Source organism: Achromobacter sp. 46006, from assembly GCF_059761975.1.
The window spans coordinates 86,428-103,693 of the sequence record NZ_JCBANN010000003.1 but is presented as its reverse complement, the minus strand read 5'-3'; the positions used below and the strand labels follow the sequence as shown (position 1 = coordinate 103,693).

At 66.5% G+C, this 17,266-nt stretch carries 16 protein-coding genes; 10 read left to right on the top strand and 6 right to left on the bottom strand.

Annotated features, from left to right (window positions below):
* The first annotated feature begins 74 nt into the window (after nt 1-74).
* The 7 genes from gpmA to AC6LKG_RS02790 all read left to right on the top strand — a co-directional run bounded on the left by gpmA (nt 75) and on the right by AC6LKG_RS02790 (nt 8,180).
* Nucleotides 75-827, top strand: a complete 753-nt coding sequence (gpmA, locus tag AC6LKG_RS02820) for a 2,3-diphosphoglycerate-dependent phosphoglycerate mutase (protein ID WP_498162556.1) — start codon at nt 75-77, stop codon at nt 825-827.
* Nucleotides 828-830: 3 nt separating this feature from the next.
* Nucleotides 831-2,414, top strand: a complete 1,584-nt coding sequence (locus tag AC6LKG_RS02815) for a murein hydrolase activator EnvC family protein (RefSeq protein ID WP_498162555.1) — start codon at nt 831-833, stop codon at nt 2,412-2,414.
* A gap of 41 nt (nt 2,415-2,455) precedes the next feature.
* Nucleotides 2,456-3,901: a S41 family peptidase gene (locus tag AC6LKG_RS02810; protein WP_498162554.1), complete on the top strand. Its 1,446-nt coding sequence runs from the start codon at nt 2,456-2,458 to the stop codon at nt 3,899-3,901.
* Nucleotides 3,898-4,653, top strand: a complete 756-nt coding sequence (locus AC6LKG_RS02805; RefSeq protein ID WP_498162552.1) for a HesA/MoeB/ThiF family protein — start codon at nt 3,898-3,900, stop codon at nt 4,651-4,653. The genes AC6LKG_RS02810 and AC6LKG_RS02805 overlap by 4 nt, the downstream gene beginning before the upstream one ends.
* Nucleotides 4,654-4,780: 127 nt before the next feature.
* Nucleotides 4,781-5,971, top strand: coding sequence for a diguanylate cyclase (locus AC6LKG_RS02800; RefSeq protein WP_498162551.1), 1,191 nt, complete (start codon nt 4,781-4,783; stop codon nt 5,969-5,971).
* 77 nt (nt 5,972-6,048) lie between these two features.
* On the top strand, nt 6,049-6,771 hold the full coding sequence (locus tag AC6LKG_RS02795; protein WP_498162549.1) for a FadR/GntR family transcriptional regulator: 723 nt from the start codon (nt 6,049-6,051) through the stop codon (nt 6,769-6,771).
* Nucleotides 6,768-8,180, top strand: coding sequence for an FAD-binding oxidoreductase (locus AC6LKG_RS02790; RefSeq protein WP_498162548.1), 1,413 nt, complete (start codon nt 6,768-6,770; stop codon nt 8,178-8,180). Before AC6LKG_RS02795 ends, AC6LKG_RS02790 begins: the two co-directional genes overlap by 4 nt.
* Nucleotides 8,181-8,357: 177 nt before the next feature.
* Here AC6LKG_RS02790 and thiC read toward each other — a convergent pair whose 3' ends face one another.
* Nucleotides 8,358-10,271 (bottom strand): phosphomethylpyrimidine synthase ThiC, encoded by a 1,914-nt coding sequence (gene thiC, locus AC6LKG_RS02785; protein WP_498162547.1) that lies wholly within the window; start codon nt 10,269-10,271, stop codon nt 8,358-8,360.
* Between the two features lie 380 nt (nt 10,272-10,651).
* Here thiC and AC6LKG_RS02780 point away from each other — a divergent pair, with 380 nt between their 5' ends.
* Nucleotides 10,652-11,218, top strand: a complete 567-nt coding sequence (locus AC6LKG_RS02780; protein WP_498162545.1) for a SecDF P1 head subdomain-containing protein — start codon at nt 10,652-10,654, stop codon at nt 11,216-11,218.
* A 75-nt stretch (nt 11,219-11,293) separates the two neighbouring features.
* On the opposite strand, the gene AC6LKG_RS02775 is transcribed toward AC6LKG_RS02780, so the two are convergent.
* Entirely contained in the window at nt 11,294-11,743 is a 450-nt protein-coding gene (locus AC6LKG_RS02775; RefSeq protein ID WP_498162544.1) for a helix-turn-helix domain-containing protein, read from the bottom strand.
* A gap of 79 nt (nt 11,744-11,822) precedes the next feature.
* On the opposite strand from AC6LKG_RS02775, the gene AC6LKG_RS02770 reads away from it, so the two are divergent.
* A complete protein-coding gene (locus AC6LKG_RS02770) occupies nt 11,823-12,524 on the top strand; it encodes a response regulator transcription factor (protein ID WP_498162543.1) in 702 nt (233 codons plus the stop codon).
* Nucleotides 12,525-12,536: 12 nt separating this feature from the next.
* Here the strand turns inward: AC6LKG_RS02770 and proB are convergent, their stop codons facing one another.
* From proB to rplU, 4 genes are all read right to left on the bottom strand, one after another.
* Nucleotides 12,537-13,673 carry a glutamate 5-kinase gene (gene proB, locus AC6LKG_RS02765; protein ID WP_498162541.1) on the bottom strand — a complete coding sequence of 379 codons (1,137 nt, stop codon included), beginning with the start codon at nt 13,671-13,673 and terminating at the stop codon, nt 12,537-12,539.
* Nucleotides 13,674-13,730: 57 nt separating this feature from the next.
* On the bottom strand, nt 13,731-14,867 hold the full coding sequence (gene obgE / locus AC6LKG_RS02760) for a GTPase ObgE (RefSeq protein WP_498162540.1): 1,137 nt from the start codon (nt 14,865-14,867) through the stop codon (nt 13,731-13,733).
* A 342-nt stretch (nt 14,868-15,209) separates the two neighbouring features.
* Nucleotides 15,210-15,470 (bottom strand): 50S ribosomal protein L27, encoded by a 261-nt coding sequence (gene rpmA, locus AC6LKG_RS02755; protein ID WP_006389959.1) that lies wholly within the window; start codon nt 15,468-15,470, stop codon nt 15,210-15,212.
* A 35-nt stretch (nt 15,471-15,505) separates the two neighbouring features.
* Nucleotides 15,506-15,817, bottom strand: a complete 312-nt coding sequence (gene rplU, locus AC6LKG_RS02750) for a 50S ribosomal protein L21 (protein WP_006389960.1) — start codon at nt 15,815-15,817, stop codon at nt 15,506-15,508.
* Nucleotides 15,818-16,247: 430 nt separating this feature from the next.
* Here rplU and ispB point away from each other — a divergent pair, with 430 nt between their 5' ends.
* Nucleotides 16,248-17,213: an octaprenyl diphosphate synthase gene (gene ispB, locus AC6LKG_RS02745; RefSeq protein ID WP_049076730.1), complete on the top strand. Its 966-nt coding sequence runs from the start codon at nt 16,248-16,250 to the stop codon at nt 17,211-17,213.
* The last annotated feature ends 53 nt before the right edge of the window (nt 17,214-17,266 follow it).

The window sequence follows — 17,266 nt, the reverse complement described above, 5'->3', positions numbered from 1 at the left end:
TCAAGGGCAAAATCGCTCAATTATAAAATGAGCGCATTCCGCAACTTTAACCCGCGTTACACGCCTGCCAAACCATGCACAAACTCGTTCTGATGCGCCACGGCGAAAGCCAGTGGAATCTGGAAAACCGCTTCACCGGCTGGACCGACGTCGACCTGACCGAAACCGGCCGTGAACAGGCCCGCAAGGCGGGCGAACTGCTCAAGAAAGAAGGCTACACCTTCGACCTGGCCTACTCGTCGGTGCTCAAGCGCGCCATCCGCACCCTGTGGATCGCGCTGGACGCCATGGACGCCATGTACACCCCGGTGGGCGTGAACTGGCGCCTGAACGAGCGCCACTACGGTGCCCTGCAGGGCCTGAACAAGGCCGAGACCGCCGCCAAATATGGCGACGAGCAGGTCCTGGTCTGGCGCCGCGCCTACGCCATCGCGCCTGAGCCCCTGTCGCTGGACGACGAGCGCCACCCGCGTTTCGACAGCCGCTATGCCAAGATCCCGGCCGACCAACTGCCGGCCACCGAGTGCCTCAAGGACACCGTGGCGCGCGTGCTGCCGTTCTGGAACGAGTCGATCGCCCCGGCCATCCGCGCCGGCCGCAAGGTGCTCATCGCCGCCCACGGCAACAGCCTGCGCGCCCTGATCAAGCACCTGGACAACGTCTCGGACGACGACATCGTCAACCTGAACATCCCCACCGGCCAGCCGCTGGTGTACGAACTGGATGATGACCTGCGTCCCATCCGCCACTATTATCTTGGCGATGCCGCCGAGATCGAGGCGGCCATGGCCGCGGTCGCGGCCCAGGGCAAGGCAAAGAAGGACTGATACATGGCGCGCAAGGCGGGATGGTTGTTGGTGGTGGTGCTGGCTGGCGGGGCGCTGCCGGCGGGCGCTGCGCCCAACAATCTCGCCGATCGCCAGTCCGAGGCCGAACGGCAGCAGGCCCAATTGCGCGACCGTATCGAGAATCTGCAGAAGGACATCGACACGCGCGAAGCGGCCCGCAAGGAAGCCGCCGACGCCCTGAAGCAGTCGGAATCGGCGATCTCCCGGATCAATCTGCGCCTGAAGGAGCTGGCCGAGGCCGACCGTCAGGCAACCGCCGACCTGGCCAGCCTGGAAAAACAGATCGCGGCGCAGCAGGCGGTGCTGGCCAAGCGTCGGGTCGAACTGGCCGAACAACTGCGCACCCAGTACACCAGCGGCCTGTCGCCCTGGACCGCGCTGTTGTCCGGCGACGATCCGCAAGTGCTGGGGCGCAATCTCGGCTACCTGGATTACGTTTCCCAGGCCCGCGCCCGCGCCGTCGAGGCGCTGCGGGCCGATATCGACCGCCTGGCGGCGCTGCAGGGGCGTGCCGATGCCCGCCGCGCCGAGCTTGAAAAGCTGGTGGCCGAGACCTCCGAACAGAAGGCTGCGCTGGTGGCGCAGCAAAAGGAACGCGCCACACTGCTGGCGCGCCTGGAGGGGCAGATTGCCGCCCAGCGCGCGGAAGCCAGCAAGCTGGGGCGCGATGATCAGCGCCTGTCGCGATTGATCACGGACCTGGACGCGGCCATCGCCAAGCAGGCCGAGGAAGCCCGCAAGGCCGAAGAAGCGCGCCGCCGCGCCGAAGAAGCGCGTCGCGTCGAAGAAGCCCGGCGTGCCGAAGCAGCGCGCAAGCAGGCCGAGGCCGACCGCCGCGCCGAAGAGGCCCGTCGCAAAGCCGAGGCCGAGCGCAAAGCCGCCGCCGACAAGGCCGTGGCCGATTCCGCCCGCCGCGACCGCGAGGCGCGTGAGGCCGCCGCGGCGCGTGAACAGGTCGAAGCTGCCTCGCGCCAGGGCCGCGGGCCGGTCGCGGTGGCCGATCCCGACGCCGCCGGCCTGCGTCCTGCCGACAGCCGTCAACCCCGCCTGACCGGCCAGGCCGAGACGCCGCCCCCGGTAAAACCCGCGGAACCCCCAAAAAAGTCGGAACCCACCGAGGCCGGAACCACTCCAACCCGTACGGCGTCGGCCCAGCGTCCGGTGGCCGTCGGTGGCGGCAATGGCTTGCGCCATGGGCTGGCCGCGCCGGTGCGCGGGCCGGTGCAGGGCCGTTTTGGGGTCGACCGCCCGGATGGCGGCGTCTGGCGCGGCGTGGTGCTGCGCGCGCCCGAAGGCACGCCCGTGAAAGTGGTGGCCCCCGGCACGGTGGTCTACGCCGATTGGCTGAGGGGTTTTGGCAATCTCATCATTGTGGATCATGGCCAGCAATATCTGACCGTCTATGCTTACAACCAAAGTCTGCTCAAACGGGTGGGCGATTCCGTCGCGGCGGGGGATACTATTGCCACGGTAGGCGCAACCGGCGGCCAAGTGGAATCCGGCCTATACTTTGAAATTCGCCATCGCGGCGCTCCTGTGGATCCAGCCCAATGGCTGGCCCAGTAAGCCAAAAACCCTCAAGGGCGAAAACCATTCGGGAAGTGTGCATGAGCACTCGCAAGTTTCGCGGTTTCGGTCTGATTGCCATCGGTGCGGTGGCAGGTGTTCTGCTCAGCGTGGGCGTCACCGCTGTCGCCCAGCGCGGCAGTCCCTTGCCGCTGGATGAACTCAGGCAACTGAGCAACGTCTTCGCCGCCATCAAGAACAACTACGTCGAGTCGGTGGACGACAAGACGCTGATCGACAATGCCATTTCCGGCATGGTGTCGAACCTGGACCCGCATTCCGCCTACCTGGATGCCGACGCCTTCCGCGAAATGCAGACGGCCACGCAGGGCGAGTTCGGCGGCCTGGGCATCGAGGTTGGCGCCGAAGACGGCTTCGTCAAGGTCATCTCGCCCATCGAGGACACCCCCGCCGCGCGCGCGGGCGTCATGGCCGGCGACCTCATCATCAAGATCGACGACACGCCCACCAAGGGCATGTCGCTGAACGACGCCGTCAAGCTCATGCGTGGCGCGCCCAAGTCGCCCATCACGCTGACCATCATGCGCGCCGACCGGCCGCAGCCGATCGTGCTCAAGATCGTGCGCGACATCATCAAGGTGCGCAGCGTGCGCAGCAAGATGCTGGACAACGGCGTGGCCTATGTGCGCATCGCCCAGTTCCAGGAAAAGACCGGCGTCGATCTCGCCAAGCAGCTCAAGGACCTGGGCGCCAAGGAAGCGCCCAAGGGCCTGGTGCTCGACCTGCGCAATGACCCGGGCGGCCTGCTGACCAGCGCCATCGGCGTCTCCGGCGCGTTCCTGCCGGCCGACACCCTGGTGGTCTCGACCGACGGCCGCACCCCCGACGCCCGCCACAAGTACCTGGCCACCCCGTCCGAATACGCCCGCGGCGAAAGCAACTACCTGGCGGGCCTGCCGGCCTGGACCAAGACCGTGCCGATGGTGGTGCTGGTCAACGTCGGTTCGGCCTCGGCCTCCGAGATCGTGGCCGGTGCGCTGCAGGACCACAAGCGCGCCAAGGTGCTGGGCAACCGTACCTTCGGCAAGGGCTCGGTGCAGGTGATCCTGCCGCTGTCGGAATCCACCGCGGTCAAGCTCACCACGTCGCGCTACTTCACGCCCAGCGGCCGTTCGATTCAGGCCACCGGCATCGAGCCCGACTACGTCGTGGCCGATACCGCCGACGGTGATCTGTTCCGCCTGCCGCGCGAAGCCGATCTGCAACGCCACCTGTCGAACCCGGGCACGACCAACGAGATCAAGTCCAACGCCGACCAGAACAACGTCGACATCCCGACCAAGATCTTCGAGTTCGGCAGCAAGGACGACTTCCAGTTGCAGCAGGCGCTGAACCTGCTGGCCGGCAAGCCGGTGCAGAAAGGCTCGGCCCGCGCCCAGGCCAAGGCCGACGCCAAGCCCGGCACCGGCCCGACCCAGCGCCTGACGATCACGCCGACCGGAGTCGAGCCCAGCAAGAGCAAATGAACGACGAGCAACTGCTGCGCTACGCCCGCCATATCCTGCTCGACGAGTTGGGTATCGAGGGGCAGGAAAGGCTGCTGGCGGCGCGGGTGCTTGTCGTGGGGGCGGGGGGATTGGGTTCGCCCGCCGCGCTCTACCTGGCCACGGCCGGGGTCGGCGATATCACCCTGGCCGATGACGACGTCGTCGAACTGAGCAACCTGCAACGCCAGATCCTGCACACCACCGCCAGTGTCGGCCGCCCCAAGGCGGAGTCCGGCCGCGACATGCTGGCGGCGTTCAATCCCCAGACCCGCGTGCATGCCCGCGTCGAACGGCTGCAGGGCCAGGCCCTGTCCGACGCCGTGGCCCAGGCCGACCTGGTGCTGGACTGCACCGACAACTTCAGCACCCGCCACGCCATCAACCGCGCCTGCGTACAGCACCGCAAGCCGCTGGTGTCGGGCGCGGCCATCCGCTTTGACGGGCAGGTCAGCGTCTATGACCTGCGCGACCCCGAAGCGCCTTGTTACCACTGCCTGTTCCCCGAGGCCGACGATGTCGAAGAGGCCAACTGCGCCACCATGGGCGTGTTTGCGCCGGTGGTCGGCATCATCGGCAGCATGCAGGCGGCCGAGGCGCTCAAGCTGCTGTCCGGGGTGGGCGAAAGTCTGTCCGGCCGGTTATTGTGGCTGGATGTGCGCACCATGCAATGGCGCAGCGTCAACGTGCAGCGCGATCCCGAGTGCGCCGTGTGCGGTTCGCCCGGCCATTGAGCCGTACTTTACCGTCCCCAAAATTTCGCGGGCGATTGCCCTGGCGGACAATATTAAAGGCCTGGAATACCTGCTATAACGCCAGCCAGCCAGCCGCTTCATGGCAGGCAGCTATGGATGTGACGGAGTGGATACAGGACTGAGATTCAGCCTGCCGACATGGCGGCTGACCCGCTGGTTGACGGATTCCGGGCAGGATACGCCGGCGGATATCCGCGCCGCATTGATCGCCAGTCTGTTCGGTACCCTGCCGATATTTGCCGGCGGCGTCATGAATACCCTGATGATCTCGGGCGTGGTGGCATGGCGCCGTCCCGAACCGCTCTATATCTCCTGGCTGGTCCTCGAAATCCTGCTGGCCGTGGTGCGGGTCACGATCCTGAGGTCGGCCCTGCGCAACGCCGCGCGCGGTGGCAAGACCCATACCGACATCTACATTGTGCTGGCGCTGTTGTGGGCCTGCAGTGTCGGCTATGGCGTCTTCGTCACCTTCATCAACCAGGATTGGCTGGCCGCCACGCTGGCGGGCGTGTCCTGCGGCGCCATGGCCGGCGGCATCTGCTTTCGCAACTACGGCGCGCCGCGACTGGTGGCGGCCATGATCTTCCTGAGCCTGGGGCCGATGTGCCTGGGCGCGCTGTTCGCCGGGGAATACGTCACCGCCATCGTGTTCATCCAGATTCCGTTCTACCTGGTCAGCATGACCATCGCCTCGCAGCGGCTGCGGCGCATCCTGGTGTCCACCATGCTGGCCGAGCGCGAGAACGAGCGCCGGGCCAGCCTGGACGTGCTCACCGGGCTGTCCAACCGCGCCGGCCTGGAGGCTGCGCTCGATCGCATCTGTTCCGGCGCCCGCGTGCATGACAGCGCCGCCGCGCTGTTCTACATGGACATGGATGACTTCAAGATCATCAATGACACCCATGGCCACGCGGCCGGCGATCATGTCCTTAAGACGGTCGCGCAGCGCATGCGCGCCATGTTGCGGGTCGACGATGTCGCAGCCCGCATCGGCGGCGACGAGTTCATCGTGCTGGTCACCGGCATCGACGCCACGGCCGCGCTGCGCCTGGGCAACCATCTGCTGCGCGATGTCGGCCAACCTATCGCGCTGGCCGATGGCTCGCGCGTCAATGTCGGGCTTTCGATCGGCATTGCGATCATCTCCGGCGCCAACCGCAAAGCCCAGGCGATCCTGGATTCCGCCGATGCCGCGTTGTATCGCGCCAAGGCGCGGGGCGGCCGCTGCTGTTCCATTGCCGGCCTGCCGGACGGGGAGGACGCGCGCGAAACCGGAGACGCCGCGGCGACAGCCTGAGCGGCGCGCCAAGCCTGGCCGTATGCCCCGGCAAAGTTATCAGATAACCTGATAGGTTTCAGGTATACTCGGCCGCTATGCTGACCAAGAGCCTGACCCTGACCGAACAGGTCGCCCGCCAGATCGCGGACGACATCGCCCACGGCGTCTATCCCGTGGGCGCCAAGCTGCCGTCCGGCCGAATCCTGGCCGACCAATACGGCGTCAGCGCCGCGGTCATCCGCGAAGTCACCGAGCGCCTGCGCGCCCAGGGGCTGATCCAGAGTCGCCAGGGCTCGGGCAGCGTGGTGCTGGCGCGCACCGGCGCGCAGGGCTTCCAGGTGCCCGCCGACATCGCCGTCAGCCGCGAGCAACTGGCCAATGTCTACGAACTGCGCATGGAGCTGGAAGGCGGCGCCGCGGCGCTGGCGGCCGAACGCCGTACTGCCGCCGACCTGGACGCCATGGCGCGGGCCCTGGCCGAACTGGAGCGTCACCAGCACCATCCGGAACACGGCGTCGAGCACGATATCGCCTTTCACCTGGCGGTTGCGGCCGCGACCCACAACCCGTTCTACCAGGACCTCCTGCAGTACCTGAACCTGCAATTGCGCCTTGCCGTCACCACCGCGCGCGCCAACAGCCGCCAGTTGGCCGGCATGACACACGCCGTGCACCACGAACACGTAGCCGTGTTCGATGCCATCCGCGACCGTGATGCGGCCCGCGCGCGCCGCATGGCCGAACACCACCTGCGGCAGGCCGCCAGCCGCCTGCGTCTAGATTCCCTGTTTCCCGCCTCCAGGCAGACATCATCATGAGCACAACCGACATCGCCCAGCGCCTGATCCAGGCCCTGGGCCCCGACACCGTCTTCACCCGCCACGAGGATATCGCCCCCTGGCTGTCCGATTGGCGTGGCCTGTACAACGGCCATGCCCAGGCGGTGGTCCGCCCGCGCACCACTGCCGAGGTGGCCACCTGCCTGGCGCTGTGCAACGAGGCCGGCGTGCCGGTGGTCCCGCGTGGCGGCAACACCGGCCTGTGCGGCGGCGCGACGCCTGACGCCGCGCCCGTCAATGTGGTGCTAAGCCTGGACCGCATGAACGCCGTGCGCGCCATCGATACCGTCGCCAACACCCTGGTCGCCGAGGCCGGCTGCATCCTTGGCAACCTGCGCCGCGCCGCGCAGGACGCCGGCCGCCTGCTGCCGCTGAGCCTGGCGGCGGAAGACTCCAGCCAGATCGGCGGTAATGTCGCCACCAACGCCGGGGGCGTCAATGTGGTGCGCTACGGCATGGCGCGCGAACTGGTGCTGGGCCTGGAAGCGGTGCTGCCCAGCGGCGAGGTCTTCAACGGCCTGCGCACGCTGCGCAAGGACAACACCGGCTATGACCTCAAGCAACTGCTGATCGGCTCCGAAGGCACGCTCGGCGTCATCACCGCCGTGGCGCTGCGCCTGTCCCCGCGCACCGACGTGCGCTCGGTGGTGCTGGCTGCCGTCGAGTCCCCGGCCCAGGCTCTGCAACTGTTCGAGATCCTGTTCGAGCAATGCGGCGCCCGCCTGCAGGCCTTCGAATACTTCTCCGGCGATTGCCTCGACCTGGTGCTGGCGCATGCCGCCGGCGTGCAGGAGCCGTTCGACCAGCGCTACCCGGCCTACGTGCTGGTTGAACTGGCCGACACCGCCGACGAAGCGGCCCTGAACACGCTGCTCGAAAGCGTGATCGGCACCGCGCTGGAGCGTGGCTTGTGCCTGGACGCCGCTGTGTCCGCCTCGCTGGCTCAATTGCAGGCGCTGTGGAAACTGCGCGAGGAGATCTCCGAGGCCCAGCGCGCCGACGGCCCGCATCTCAAGCACGACGTGTCGTTGCCGATCGAACGCATTCCCGACTTCATGACCACGGCCGAAGCGCGCGTGCGGGCGCTGTACCCGGACATCCGCCCCTTCATCTTTGGCCACTTCGGCGATGGCAATCTGCATTACAACCTGTCGCGCCCCGCCGGCGCCGATCGCGGCTGGGTGGCCGAAAACGGCGCCGCGATCACGGACGCGGTGCTGGACGAGGTCAACCGTTATGGCGGCAGCATCAGCGCCGAACACGGCATCGGGCAGCTCAAGCGCGATCATTTCCTGCATAGCAAGGGTCCGCTCGAGCTGAGGTTGATGCGGGAAATCAAGCGGGTGCTGGATCCCAAGGGGATCATGAACCCGGGCAAGCTGTTGTAGGCGGCTTCAGGAACCGGAACGTCGCCATCCAAGATCGGACCAACTCCGAAAAAAACACCGCGGATAACAAAAAAGGGCCTGGAGCGCTTGCTCCAGGCCCTTTGCTTCGTCCCCGATCCGCCATCGGGCCGCCGCTCATGGCGGCGGTCCGGCATCCGGGCTGTCCGTACGGGAAGGTCACTGCCGGTGGTAAACCTCGGCGCCCTTCTTCACGAACTCGATCGACTTTTCCTGCATGCCTTTTTGCAGCGCTTCCTTCTCGGTGACGCCTTGCGACGCCGCGTAGTCGCGCACGTCCTGCGTGATCTTCATGCTGCAGAAATGCGGCCCGCACATCGAGCAGAAGTGCGCCACCTTCATCGAATCCTTCGGCAGCGTCTCGTCGTGGAACTCCTTGGCCGTGTCCGGATCCAGGCCCAGGTTGAACTGGTCGTCCCAACGGAACTCGAAGCGCGCCTTGGACAGCGCGTTGTCGCGGATCGCCGCGCCCGGATGGCCCTTGGCCAGGTCCGCCGCGTGCGCCGCGATCTTGTACGTGATGATGCCGTCCTTCACGTCCTTCTTGTTCGGCAGCCCCAGGTGCTCCTTGGGCGTCACGTAACAGAGCATCGCCGTGCCGTACCAGCCGATCAGCGCCGCGCCGATGCCCGAGGTGATGTGGTCGTAGCCCGGCGCGATGTCGGTCGTCAGAGGGCCCAGCGTGTAGAACGGCGCCTCGTGGCAGTGTTCCAGCTGCAGCTCCATGTTTTCCTTGATCATCTGCATCGGCACGTGGCCCGGGCCTTCGATCATCACCTGCACATCGTGCTTCCAGGCCACCTGCGTCAGCTCGCCCAGCGTCTTCAGCTCGGCGAACTGGGCTTCGTCGTTGGCGTCATAGCCCGAGCCCGGGCGCAGGCCGTCGCCCAGCGAGAAGCTGACGTCGTAGGCCTTCATGATTTCGCAGATTTCCTCGAAGCGCTCGTACAGGAAGCTCTCCTTGTGGTGCGCCAGACACCACTTGGCCATGATCGAGCCGCCGCGCGAGACGATGCCCGTCATGCGGTCCGCCGTCATGGGAATGAACGGCAGGCGCACGCCTGCGTGGATCGTGAAGTAGTCCACGCCCTGTTCGGCCTGCTCGATCAGCGTGTCGCGGAAGATCTCCCAGGTCAGTTCCTCGGCCTTGCCGTCGACCTTCTCCAGCGCCTGGTAGATTGGCACCGTGCCGATCGGCACCGGCGAATTGCGGATGATCCATTCACGCGTTTCGTGGATGTGCTTGCCGGTCGAAAGGTCCATGACCGTGTCGCCGCCCCAGCGGATCGCCCAGGTCATCTTCTCGACTTCCTCGCCGATGCCCGAACTGACGGCCGAGTTGCCGATGTTGGCGTTGATCTTGACCAGGAAATTGCGGCCGATCGCCATCGGCTCGACTTCCGGGTGGTTGATGTTGGCGGGGATGATGGCGCGGCCGCGCGCGATCTCGTCGCGCACGAATTCCGGCGTGATGGCGGCCGGGATGGCGGCGCCGAACGACTGGCCCGGGTGCTGGCGCAACAGGCGCTTGACCATCTTCTCGCCGTCCGGACCGCTGTCGCGCAGCGTCTGCAGGTAGTGCTCGCGGCGCAGGCTTTCGCGGATCGCCACGTACTCCATTTCGGGCGTGATGATGCCGCGGCGCGCGTAGTGCATCTGCGAGACGTTGGCGCCGGCCACGGCACGGCGCGGCGGGCGTTGCAGGTCGAAGCGCATGGCCGTCAGCTTGGGATCGGTCAGGCGCTGCTTGCCGTACTCGCTGGTCGGGCCCGACAGCACTTCGGTGTCGCCGCGCTCGTCGATCCAGGCGCGGCGCACTTCCGGCAGGCCGCGGCGGATGTCGATCTTGGCGTCGGGATCGGTGTAGGGGCCGCTGCAATCGTAGACAGTCAGCGGCGGGTTCTTTTCGCCGCCGAACATGGTGGGTGTGTCGTCCTGCTCGATCTCGCGGAACGGGACGCGGATGTCGGGACGGGAGCCGACCTCGTAGACCCGGCGGGATTTGGGCAACGGGGCGACCGCGGCCGCGTCGACTTCGGCGGTGGCGGCCAGGAATTTGGGATTGGCGTTCATGGAAAGCTCCAAGCGAATGGTTTGGAGCCGATCGGGAAGGGACTCCCGCCATGCGGGCATGGCGGGAATACGGCTCCCAGCATCGGCATTATCCGTACTGGTACGAAGGGACTCTCTCAACACGTCGGGCCGGTTCGGCGCGACGAGTACCCCTGCGCGAAGCCGAAGTATAGAGCCTGCCCGGCCGCCATGCGAATGCGGGTCGATGCTGCGCCGCCGCAGCGTGGTCGGTCGTGCGCCGGCGCGATACCCGGTAATGGTAGTACCGGTTTACATTTGGAATCAGTCTGCGGAGACACTGCCATGCAGGTTCTGTACACTTTTTCACGTCAGCCGGTGGTCAGCCCGCCGGCCCCAGTCCACTCAAGAAGGAAACGTGTATGCAACTGACCCTACGCAAACTGGCGCCCGCCCTGGTTGTCATGACCCTTGCGCTTGCGGGTTGCAAGACCGCCCCGACCAAGTCCGGGGCTGCGGGCACGCCCGACGCCAGCGGCCAGCAGCAGCCGTCCGCTCAGCAGCCGGCCACCGCGTCCGTGGTCGAGTTCTACGTGGCCCAGACCCAATCCGGCCCGGGCATGGTTGAAGTCAGCCTGCCCGACGGCAAGATCTACATGCAGCAGCAACCGGTGTTGACGCGCGCCGACCTGACCGAAGCCGCCGCGCTGGTCGACCGCCAGGGGGCCAACTTCGTCGGCCTGCGCTTTTCCGAAGCCGGCGCGCGCAAGCTGAACGAAATCAGCAGCAAGAACGTCGGCAACATGCTGGCGCTGGTCATCGATCGCGAACTGATCGCCGCGCCGCGCATCGGCGAGCCGCTCAATCGCGGCGTGCTGGCCTTCGGTGTGCCCTCGGCGAAGGCCGCCTCGGACATTGCCGCCAAGATCCGCGGTGACAGCGCCCCGGCCGCCGGCGCGGCCCCGGCTCCGGCCCCGGCCAAGCCCTGAGCGGCGCATACAACCGCAAAAAGCCCGGCGATGCCGGGCTTTTTTATCTCTGTCCCAGTCGGCGGCGGGCCGGCGTCAGGACTTGCGGCCGCGCGGCTTGATGCCGCGGCGAGCCAGCGCCGATTCAATGAAGGTCAGGGCCAGGGCTTCGAGCGTCACCCGATCGTCGGCGGTTAGCGTGTCGAACTGCGCGGGCGAGATGTTGGGAAAGGGCCATGGCGCAAGCGGGCGCGAACGCCGTGTCATCGAGCGCGGCGGCGGCTCGGCCACGCCGGTGGACGGCAAGGTGTCGCTCAGGTCGTAGCTTTCCATGGGCAATTCCATGGGCCCCTTGCCCGTCTCCAGCCATTCGAGTTCCACCTTCAGCACTTGCGCCAGCTTGCGCAGTGAACGGCTCGAATGGCGCAGTCCGCTCTCATAGCTGCCGATCGCGCTTTGCGACAGGCGGGCCATGCGCGCGAGGGTTTTCTGCGTGTAGCCACGCAGAAGACGGGCGTGCTTCAGTCGGTCTGAAAAAGTTTTCACGCGTCGATTGAAGCTTGCGCCTTAGGCACTTTGGTGGATATAAATATTACTTAAGTGATAACTTCAGAAAGGCTGTCCCATGCAGGAAAGAGGTTACGTCCTGGTCGTGCAACTTGGTGGAATGCCGTGCAACAAGTTCGTGCATACCTTGCGTCAATTCCAGTGGGAAGTCGGCTTGTGCCGGTCGCCGGATGGCGTGCTGACGCGGTTGCGCAACGAGCCCGCCGACGTGGTCGTGCTGCGCGGTTCGGATGACAGGCTGCCGGACCTGATCGCCGCGCTGCGTCGCACGGCGCCGGGATGCTCGGTGGTCTGGCAATCGCCCGACGACGTGCCGCAGGCGCGCATCGCGGCGCTCGATGCCGGCGCCCATGTCTGCGTGCCACCGCAAGCCAGTATTCCCGAATGGGACGCCGTGCTGCGCAACCTGATCCGTTGCCAGCATCCGGCCGCCGACAGCGCGCCGTGCTGGCGCGTCGATGGACGCGCGCGCATGCTGGCCGGGCCGGCGGGCGAGCGTCTGCCCCTGACGAACACCGAGCGTGCCTTTTTCGTCAGCCTGCTGAACGCGCCGCACCAATGCCTGCCGCGCGAGGGCTTCTTCCCCGAGGCCATGCGCGACCCGATGGACAGCGCGCGGCGCGTCGACGTGCTGGTCTCGCGCCTGCGCTCCAAGGCGCGCCGGCTCAACATCGACCTGCCAGTGCTGGCGGTGCGGGGGTGGGGTTATATGTTGATGCCGCAGGGGGGCGCCGGCCTGGAGGCGGCCGGGGCGGATTGATGCCGGCCTGCGTCAGAGCACGACCAGGTTGTCGCGGTGCATCAGTTCCGGGTCAGTCATGCTGCCCAGGATGCGGGCGATCTGCGATGACGGCTGGCGCAGGATGCGGCGGGTATCCGCCGATGAATAATTGATCAGGCCGCGCGCGCATTCACGGCCCTGGCCGTCGACGCAGGCCACCACGTCGCCGCGGCCGAATTCACCTTCCACATCGACCACGCCGATTGGCAGCAGGCTCTTGCCCTCGCGCAGCAACGCCTGTACGGCGCCATCGTCCAGCACCACGCGGCCACGCAGGCGCAGGTGGTCGGCCAGCCATTGCTTGCGTGCCGACCAGACCGGCAATACGGCGCGCAGTTCGCTGCCGATGCATTCGCCCTGCGCGAGGCGCGTCAGCACGTTGCGTTCGCGGCCGGACGCGATGACGGTGTGCGCGCCGCTGTGCGCGGCGCGCTTGGCCGCCAGCACCTTGGTCAGCATGCCGCCGGTGCCGATGCCGCTGCCGGCGCCGCCGGCCATCGCTTCCAGCGCCGGATCGCCGGCCTGGGCGTGCGCCATGAACTTGGCGGCGGGATTCTTGCGCGGGTCGGAATCGTAAAGACCGCGCTGGTCGGTCAGGATGATCAGCGTGTCGGCTTCGATCAGGTTGGTGACCAGGGCGCCCAGTGTGTCGTTGTCGCCGAGCCGGATCTCGTCAGTGACCACCGTGTCGTTTTCGTTCACGATCGGCACCACGCCCAGGCGCAGCAGCGCGAACAGGGTGCTGCGCGCGTTAAGGTAACGGTGGCGGTCGGCCAGGTCTTCGTGGGTCAGCAGGATCTGCGCGGTGCGCAGGCCGTATTCGGCGAAGGCTGCCTCGTAGGCCTGGCACAGGCCCATCTGGCCCACCGCCGCCGCGGCTTGGAGTTCGTGCATCACCGACGGGCGCTTGCGCCAGCCCAGGCGGGCCATGCCTTCGGCGATGGCGCCGCTGGAGACCAGCACGACCTGCTTGCCCTGCTTGTGCAGCGCGGCGATCTGGGCCGCCCAGTGCGCCACGGCGGCGCGATCCAGGCCTCGGCCTTCATTGGTGACCAGCGATGAGCCGACCTTGGCGACGAGGCGCTGGGCATTGGCGACAACGGAAACGGCGGGTGATTCGGCAGACATGATGGCGGCGGGCTGCGGCGCGGAGAAGGCGTAATCGGAAGAGACTGCGATTATGGCTTATTCGTGGCCGCGCGGCGTGGTCGGCTTCTCGTCGGCACCGCCGCGGGTATCGTCGAAGCGGGGGTCCTCGGCGACATAGGTGCCGTCGGCCTGGTCCTGCGCCAACTGTTCCTTTTCGCGTTCGGCGTCGAGGTAGTCCTGCAGCGCGTAGATCAGATCCTGGGTGCCTTCGCCGGACAGGCCGGAGATGCCGAATACGGGACCCTGCCAGCCGTACAGATCCAGGAAGCGGCGCTTGGTGTCTTCGGGATCGGGCACCATGTCGAGCTTGTTCAGCACCAGCCAGCGAGGCTTGTCGGCCAGATCGGGGTCGTAGCGCCGCAATTCCTCGACAATGGCGCGGGCATCGACCACGGCCTGCTCCACGGGGTCGGCATCGGGATCGGGCGTGGACACATCGACCAGGTGCAGCAGCACGCGGGTGCGCGCCAGGTGGCGCAGGAACAGGTGGCCCAGGCCGGCGCCTTCGGAGGCGCCTTCGATCAGGCCGGGAATGTCGGCCACCACGAAGCTGCGCGACGGCGAGGTGCGCACCACGCCGAGGTTCGGGTGCAGCGTCGTGAAGGGGTAGTCGGCGATCTTCGGCTTGGCGTTGGAGATGCGGGTGATCAGCGTGGACTTGCCGGCGTTGGGCAGGCCCAGCAGGCCAACATCGGCCAGCACCTTCAGTTCCATGCGCAGGTAGCGGTGTTCGCCTTCCTTGCCGGGGGTCCATTGGCGCGGGGCGCGGTTGACGCTGGACTTGAAGTGCATGTTGCCCATGCCGCCCTGGCCGCCGGCGGCCAGCACGACTTTCTGGTCGTGGCGGTTCAGGTCGAACAGGACTTCGCCGGTCTCGGCGTCATGGATGATGGTGCCGACGGGCACGCGCAGCGTGATGTCGGGAGCGGCCGCGCCGTATTGGTCCGAGCCGCGGCCGTTTTCGCCGTTCTTGGCGCGGTGCAGGCGCGCATAGCGGAAGTCGATCAGCGTGTTGATGTTGCGATCGGCCACGGCGAAGATGCTGCCGCCGCGTCCGCCGTCGCCGCCGTCCGGGCCGCCCTTGGGGATGAATTTTTCGCGGCGAAAGCTCGCCACGCCATTGCCGCCTTTGCCGGCGACGACTTCGATGGTGGCTTCGTCTACGAATTTCATGGTGTCTGCGCGTGTATGAATTAGAGGGCTGTGCCGCCGTGGTGGGGCATTGCCGGAAGGGCAGGGCGGAACACTCCGCTCATTCTGCCTTAAAACCGCCCGGCCTCGCGGCCGGCGGGTTCGCCACCGAGTGGCGCGGGCCGCCGCGTGTTTGCGGTGGCCGGGAGGGGGAAAGGCCCCCACGCTGCGCCTTCGGCTTGCTGCCCCCCGAGGGGGCTTTTTCATCTCGAGGCGGCTCGGCGATGAAAAAGCCCTGCCGCATGCGACAGGGCTTTGCCGTTCTGGCCGGCGGCGGATCGCTGAGGCGATCGCGCCGCTGGCCGGACCGTGCGGCGTCGAGGATTACTCGGCGGCGACGATCGAAACGGTTTGCTTGTTCAACGCGCCCTTGAAGCCGAATTGAACCTTGCCGTCGACCAGCGCGAACAGGGTGTGGTCCTTGCCCATGCCGACGTTCACGCCAGCGTGGAAACGGGTGCCGCGCTGACGCACGATGATCGAACCAGCGGGAATCAGTTCACCGCCGAAAGCCTTGACGCCCAGACGCTTCGATTCTGAGTCGCGTCCGTTTCGCGTAGAGCCGCCGCCCTTTTTCTGTGCCATGTTTAGCTCCTGCTAATGTGGTGCCGAGTCGCGTCTTAAGCCGTGATGGCTTCGATGCGGATTTCGGTGTAGTTCTGACGGTGGCCCTGACGCTTCTGATAGTGCTTGCGACGGCGCATCTTGAAGATCTTGACCTTGTCGTGGCGGCCTTGCGCAAGAACCGTTGCCTTGATCACGGCGCCGGCGACGAGGGGCGTACCAACTTTCAGTTGGTCGCCTTCGCCCACGGACAGCACTTGATCCAGGGTGATTTCTTGCCCAATGTCAGCCGGTATCTGTTCTACCTTGAGTTTTTCGCCAATGGCAACACGGTACTGCTTGCCACCGGTTTTTACGACCGCGTACATGGGGTATTCCTTAAATAGGTAAATGGGTTCATTCGCTTGCCGGCCCTGCTGGGCTGGCAGTACCTGCCTGGGGTTGCCACGATGGGGTTGCCAAGGCTGGGCGTGCGTAATTCACCGACGTAATTCGGCCATCTCTGACCGAATCCGGGATATTAGCCCGCGGCCGGGGAAAAGTCAAAAAGCGCTTGCAGGGTAAGGGCTTAGGTGTGGCCTGGGCGCTGCGTCGAGGTGGCTGGCGACCAAGAAAACGGGGGCGGGGCGATTCGGAACCGGAGGGCGGACGGGGCGTCCGCGCCCCGGGCAGGGGTGTCGCTACGTCCGGCTTCGGTTCCTGGCAGCCCGTATAATCGCTGGTCGAATCCCTCCGCCATGCCGGCGGCCCAGCGGTAAGAGCTGTTGCGAACGGCTCGTTTCACTCTCCGGATACGTCTTGAATCTCCCCGCGCTCATTGCCCCCATAGTTGACGATATGAAAGCCGTCGATGCGGTTATCCGCGAGCGGCTGAATTCCGATGTGGTGCTGATCCGTACGATCGGCGACTACATCATTGGCGCGGGCGGCAAGCGCATGCGCCCGGCGATGGTGCTGATGGTGGCCCGGGCCCTGGGGTATCAGGGGACGCACCACCAGTTGCTGGCCGCCGTGGTGGAGTTCATCCATACCGCGACGCTGCTGCATGACGACGTGGTCGACGAATCCGACCTGCGCCGCGGGCGGGAAACCGCCAACGCGGTGTTCGGCAACGCCGCCAGCGTGCTGGTGGGCGACTATCTGTATTCGCGCTCGTTCGAGATGATGGTCGAGGCCGACTCGATGCGCATCATGAGCATCCTGTCCGAAGCCACCACGGTGATCGCCGAGGGCGAGGTGCTGCAGTTGCTGAACGTGCACGATCCGGACGTCTCGCAGGAGCGCTACCTGCAGGTCGTGCGTTACAAGACCGCCAAGCTGTTCGAGGCCGCCGCCCAGGTCGGCGCGGTGCTGGCGGGCGCCACGCCCGAGCAGGAAGCCGCGGCCGCCGCCTATGGCCGCCACGTGGGCACGGCTTTCCAATTGGTGGACGACGTGCTCGACTACAGCGGCGATGCCGCCGCGCTGGGCAAGAACGTGGGCGACGATCTGCGCGAGGGCAAGCCCACGCTGCCGCTGATCCGCGTGATGGAGGTGGGCACGCCAGCGCAGCAGCAGTTGATCCGCGACGCCATCAAGACGGGCGACGCCGACTTTGCCGCCGTGGCCGCCGCCATCCAGGCGACGGACGCGCTGGAACACGCCCGCCAGGCCGCCGTGGCCGAGGCGGATCGGGCCCGCGAAGCACTTTCCGCCTATCCCGTTTCCCCTTTTCTAAATTCTCTGTTAGAATTCTGCGCTTTCGCGGTGAATCGAGATCGCTAGCTGAAAAACAGCACTGCAAGCGCTGCTTTGAGCAAGGTTGGAATTCACGAAGG

What these genes read in the sequence shown, in the direction of transcription:
- gpmA (WP_498162556.1), top strand. Translation starts at nt 75, where the DNA reads ATGCACAAACTCGTTCTGATGCGCCACGGCGAAAGCCAGTGGAATCTG.
- AC6LKG_RS02815 (WP_498162555.1), top strand. Translation starts at nt 831, where the DNA reads ATGGCGCGCAAGGCGGGATGGTTGTTGGTGGTGGTGCTGGCTGGCGGG.
- AC6LKG_RS02810 (WP_498162554.1), top strand. Translation starts at nt 2,456, where the DNA reads ATGAGCACTCGCAAGTTTCGCGGTTTCGGTCTGATTGCCATCGGTGCG.
- AC6LKG_RS02805 (WP_498162552.1), top strand. Translation starts at nt 3,898, where the DNA reads ATGAACGACGAGCAACTGCTGCGCTACGCCCGCCATATCCTGCTCGAC.
- AC6LKG_RS02795 (WP_498162549.1), top strand. Translation starts at nt 6,049, where the DNA reads ATGCTGACCAAGAGCCTGACCCTGACCGAACAGGTCGCCCGCCAGATC.
- AC6LKG_RS02790 (WP_498162548.1), top strand. Translation starts at nt 6,768, where the DNA reads ATGAGCACAACCGACATCGCCCAGCGCCTGATCCAGGCCCTGGGCCCC.
- thiC (WP_498162547.1), bottom strand. Translation starts at nt 10,271, where the DNA reads ATGAACGCCAATCCCAAATTCCTGGCCGCCACCGCCGAAGTCGACGCG.
- AC6LKG_RS02780 (WP_498162545.1), top strand. Translation starts at nt 10,652, where the DNA reads ATGCAACTGACCCTACGCAAACTGGCGCCCGCCCTGGTTGTCATGACC.
- AC6LKG_RS02770 (WP_498162543.1), top strand. Translation starts at nt 11,823, where the DNA reads ATGCAGGAAAGAGGTTACGTCCTGGTCGTGCAACTTGGTGGAATGCCG.
- proB (WP_498162541.1), bottom strand. Translation starts at nt 13,673, where the DNA reads ATGTCTGCCGAATCACCCGCCGTTTCCGTTGTCGCCAATGCCCAGCGC.
- obgE (WP_498162540.1), bottom strand. Translation starts at nt 14,867, where the DNA reads ATGAAATTCGTAGACGAAGCCACCATCGAAGTCGTCGCCGGCAAAGGC.
- rpmA (WP_006389959.1), bottom strand. Translation starts at nt 15,470, where the DNA reads ATGGCACAGAAAAAGGGCGGCGGCTCTACGCGAAACGGACGCGACTCA.
- rplU (WP_006389960.1), bottom strand. Translation starts at nt 15,817, where the DNA reads ATGTACGCGGTCGTAAAAACCGGTGGCAAGCAGTACCGTGTTGCCATT.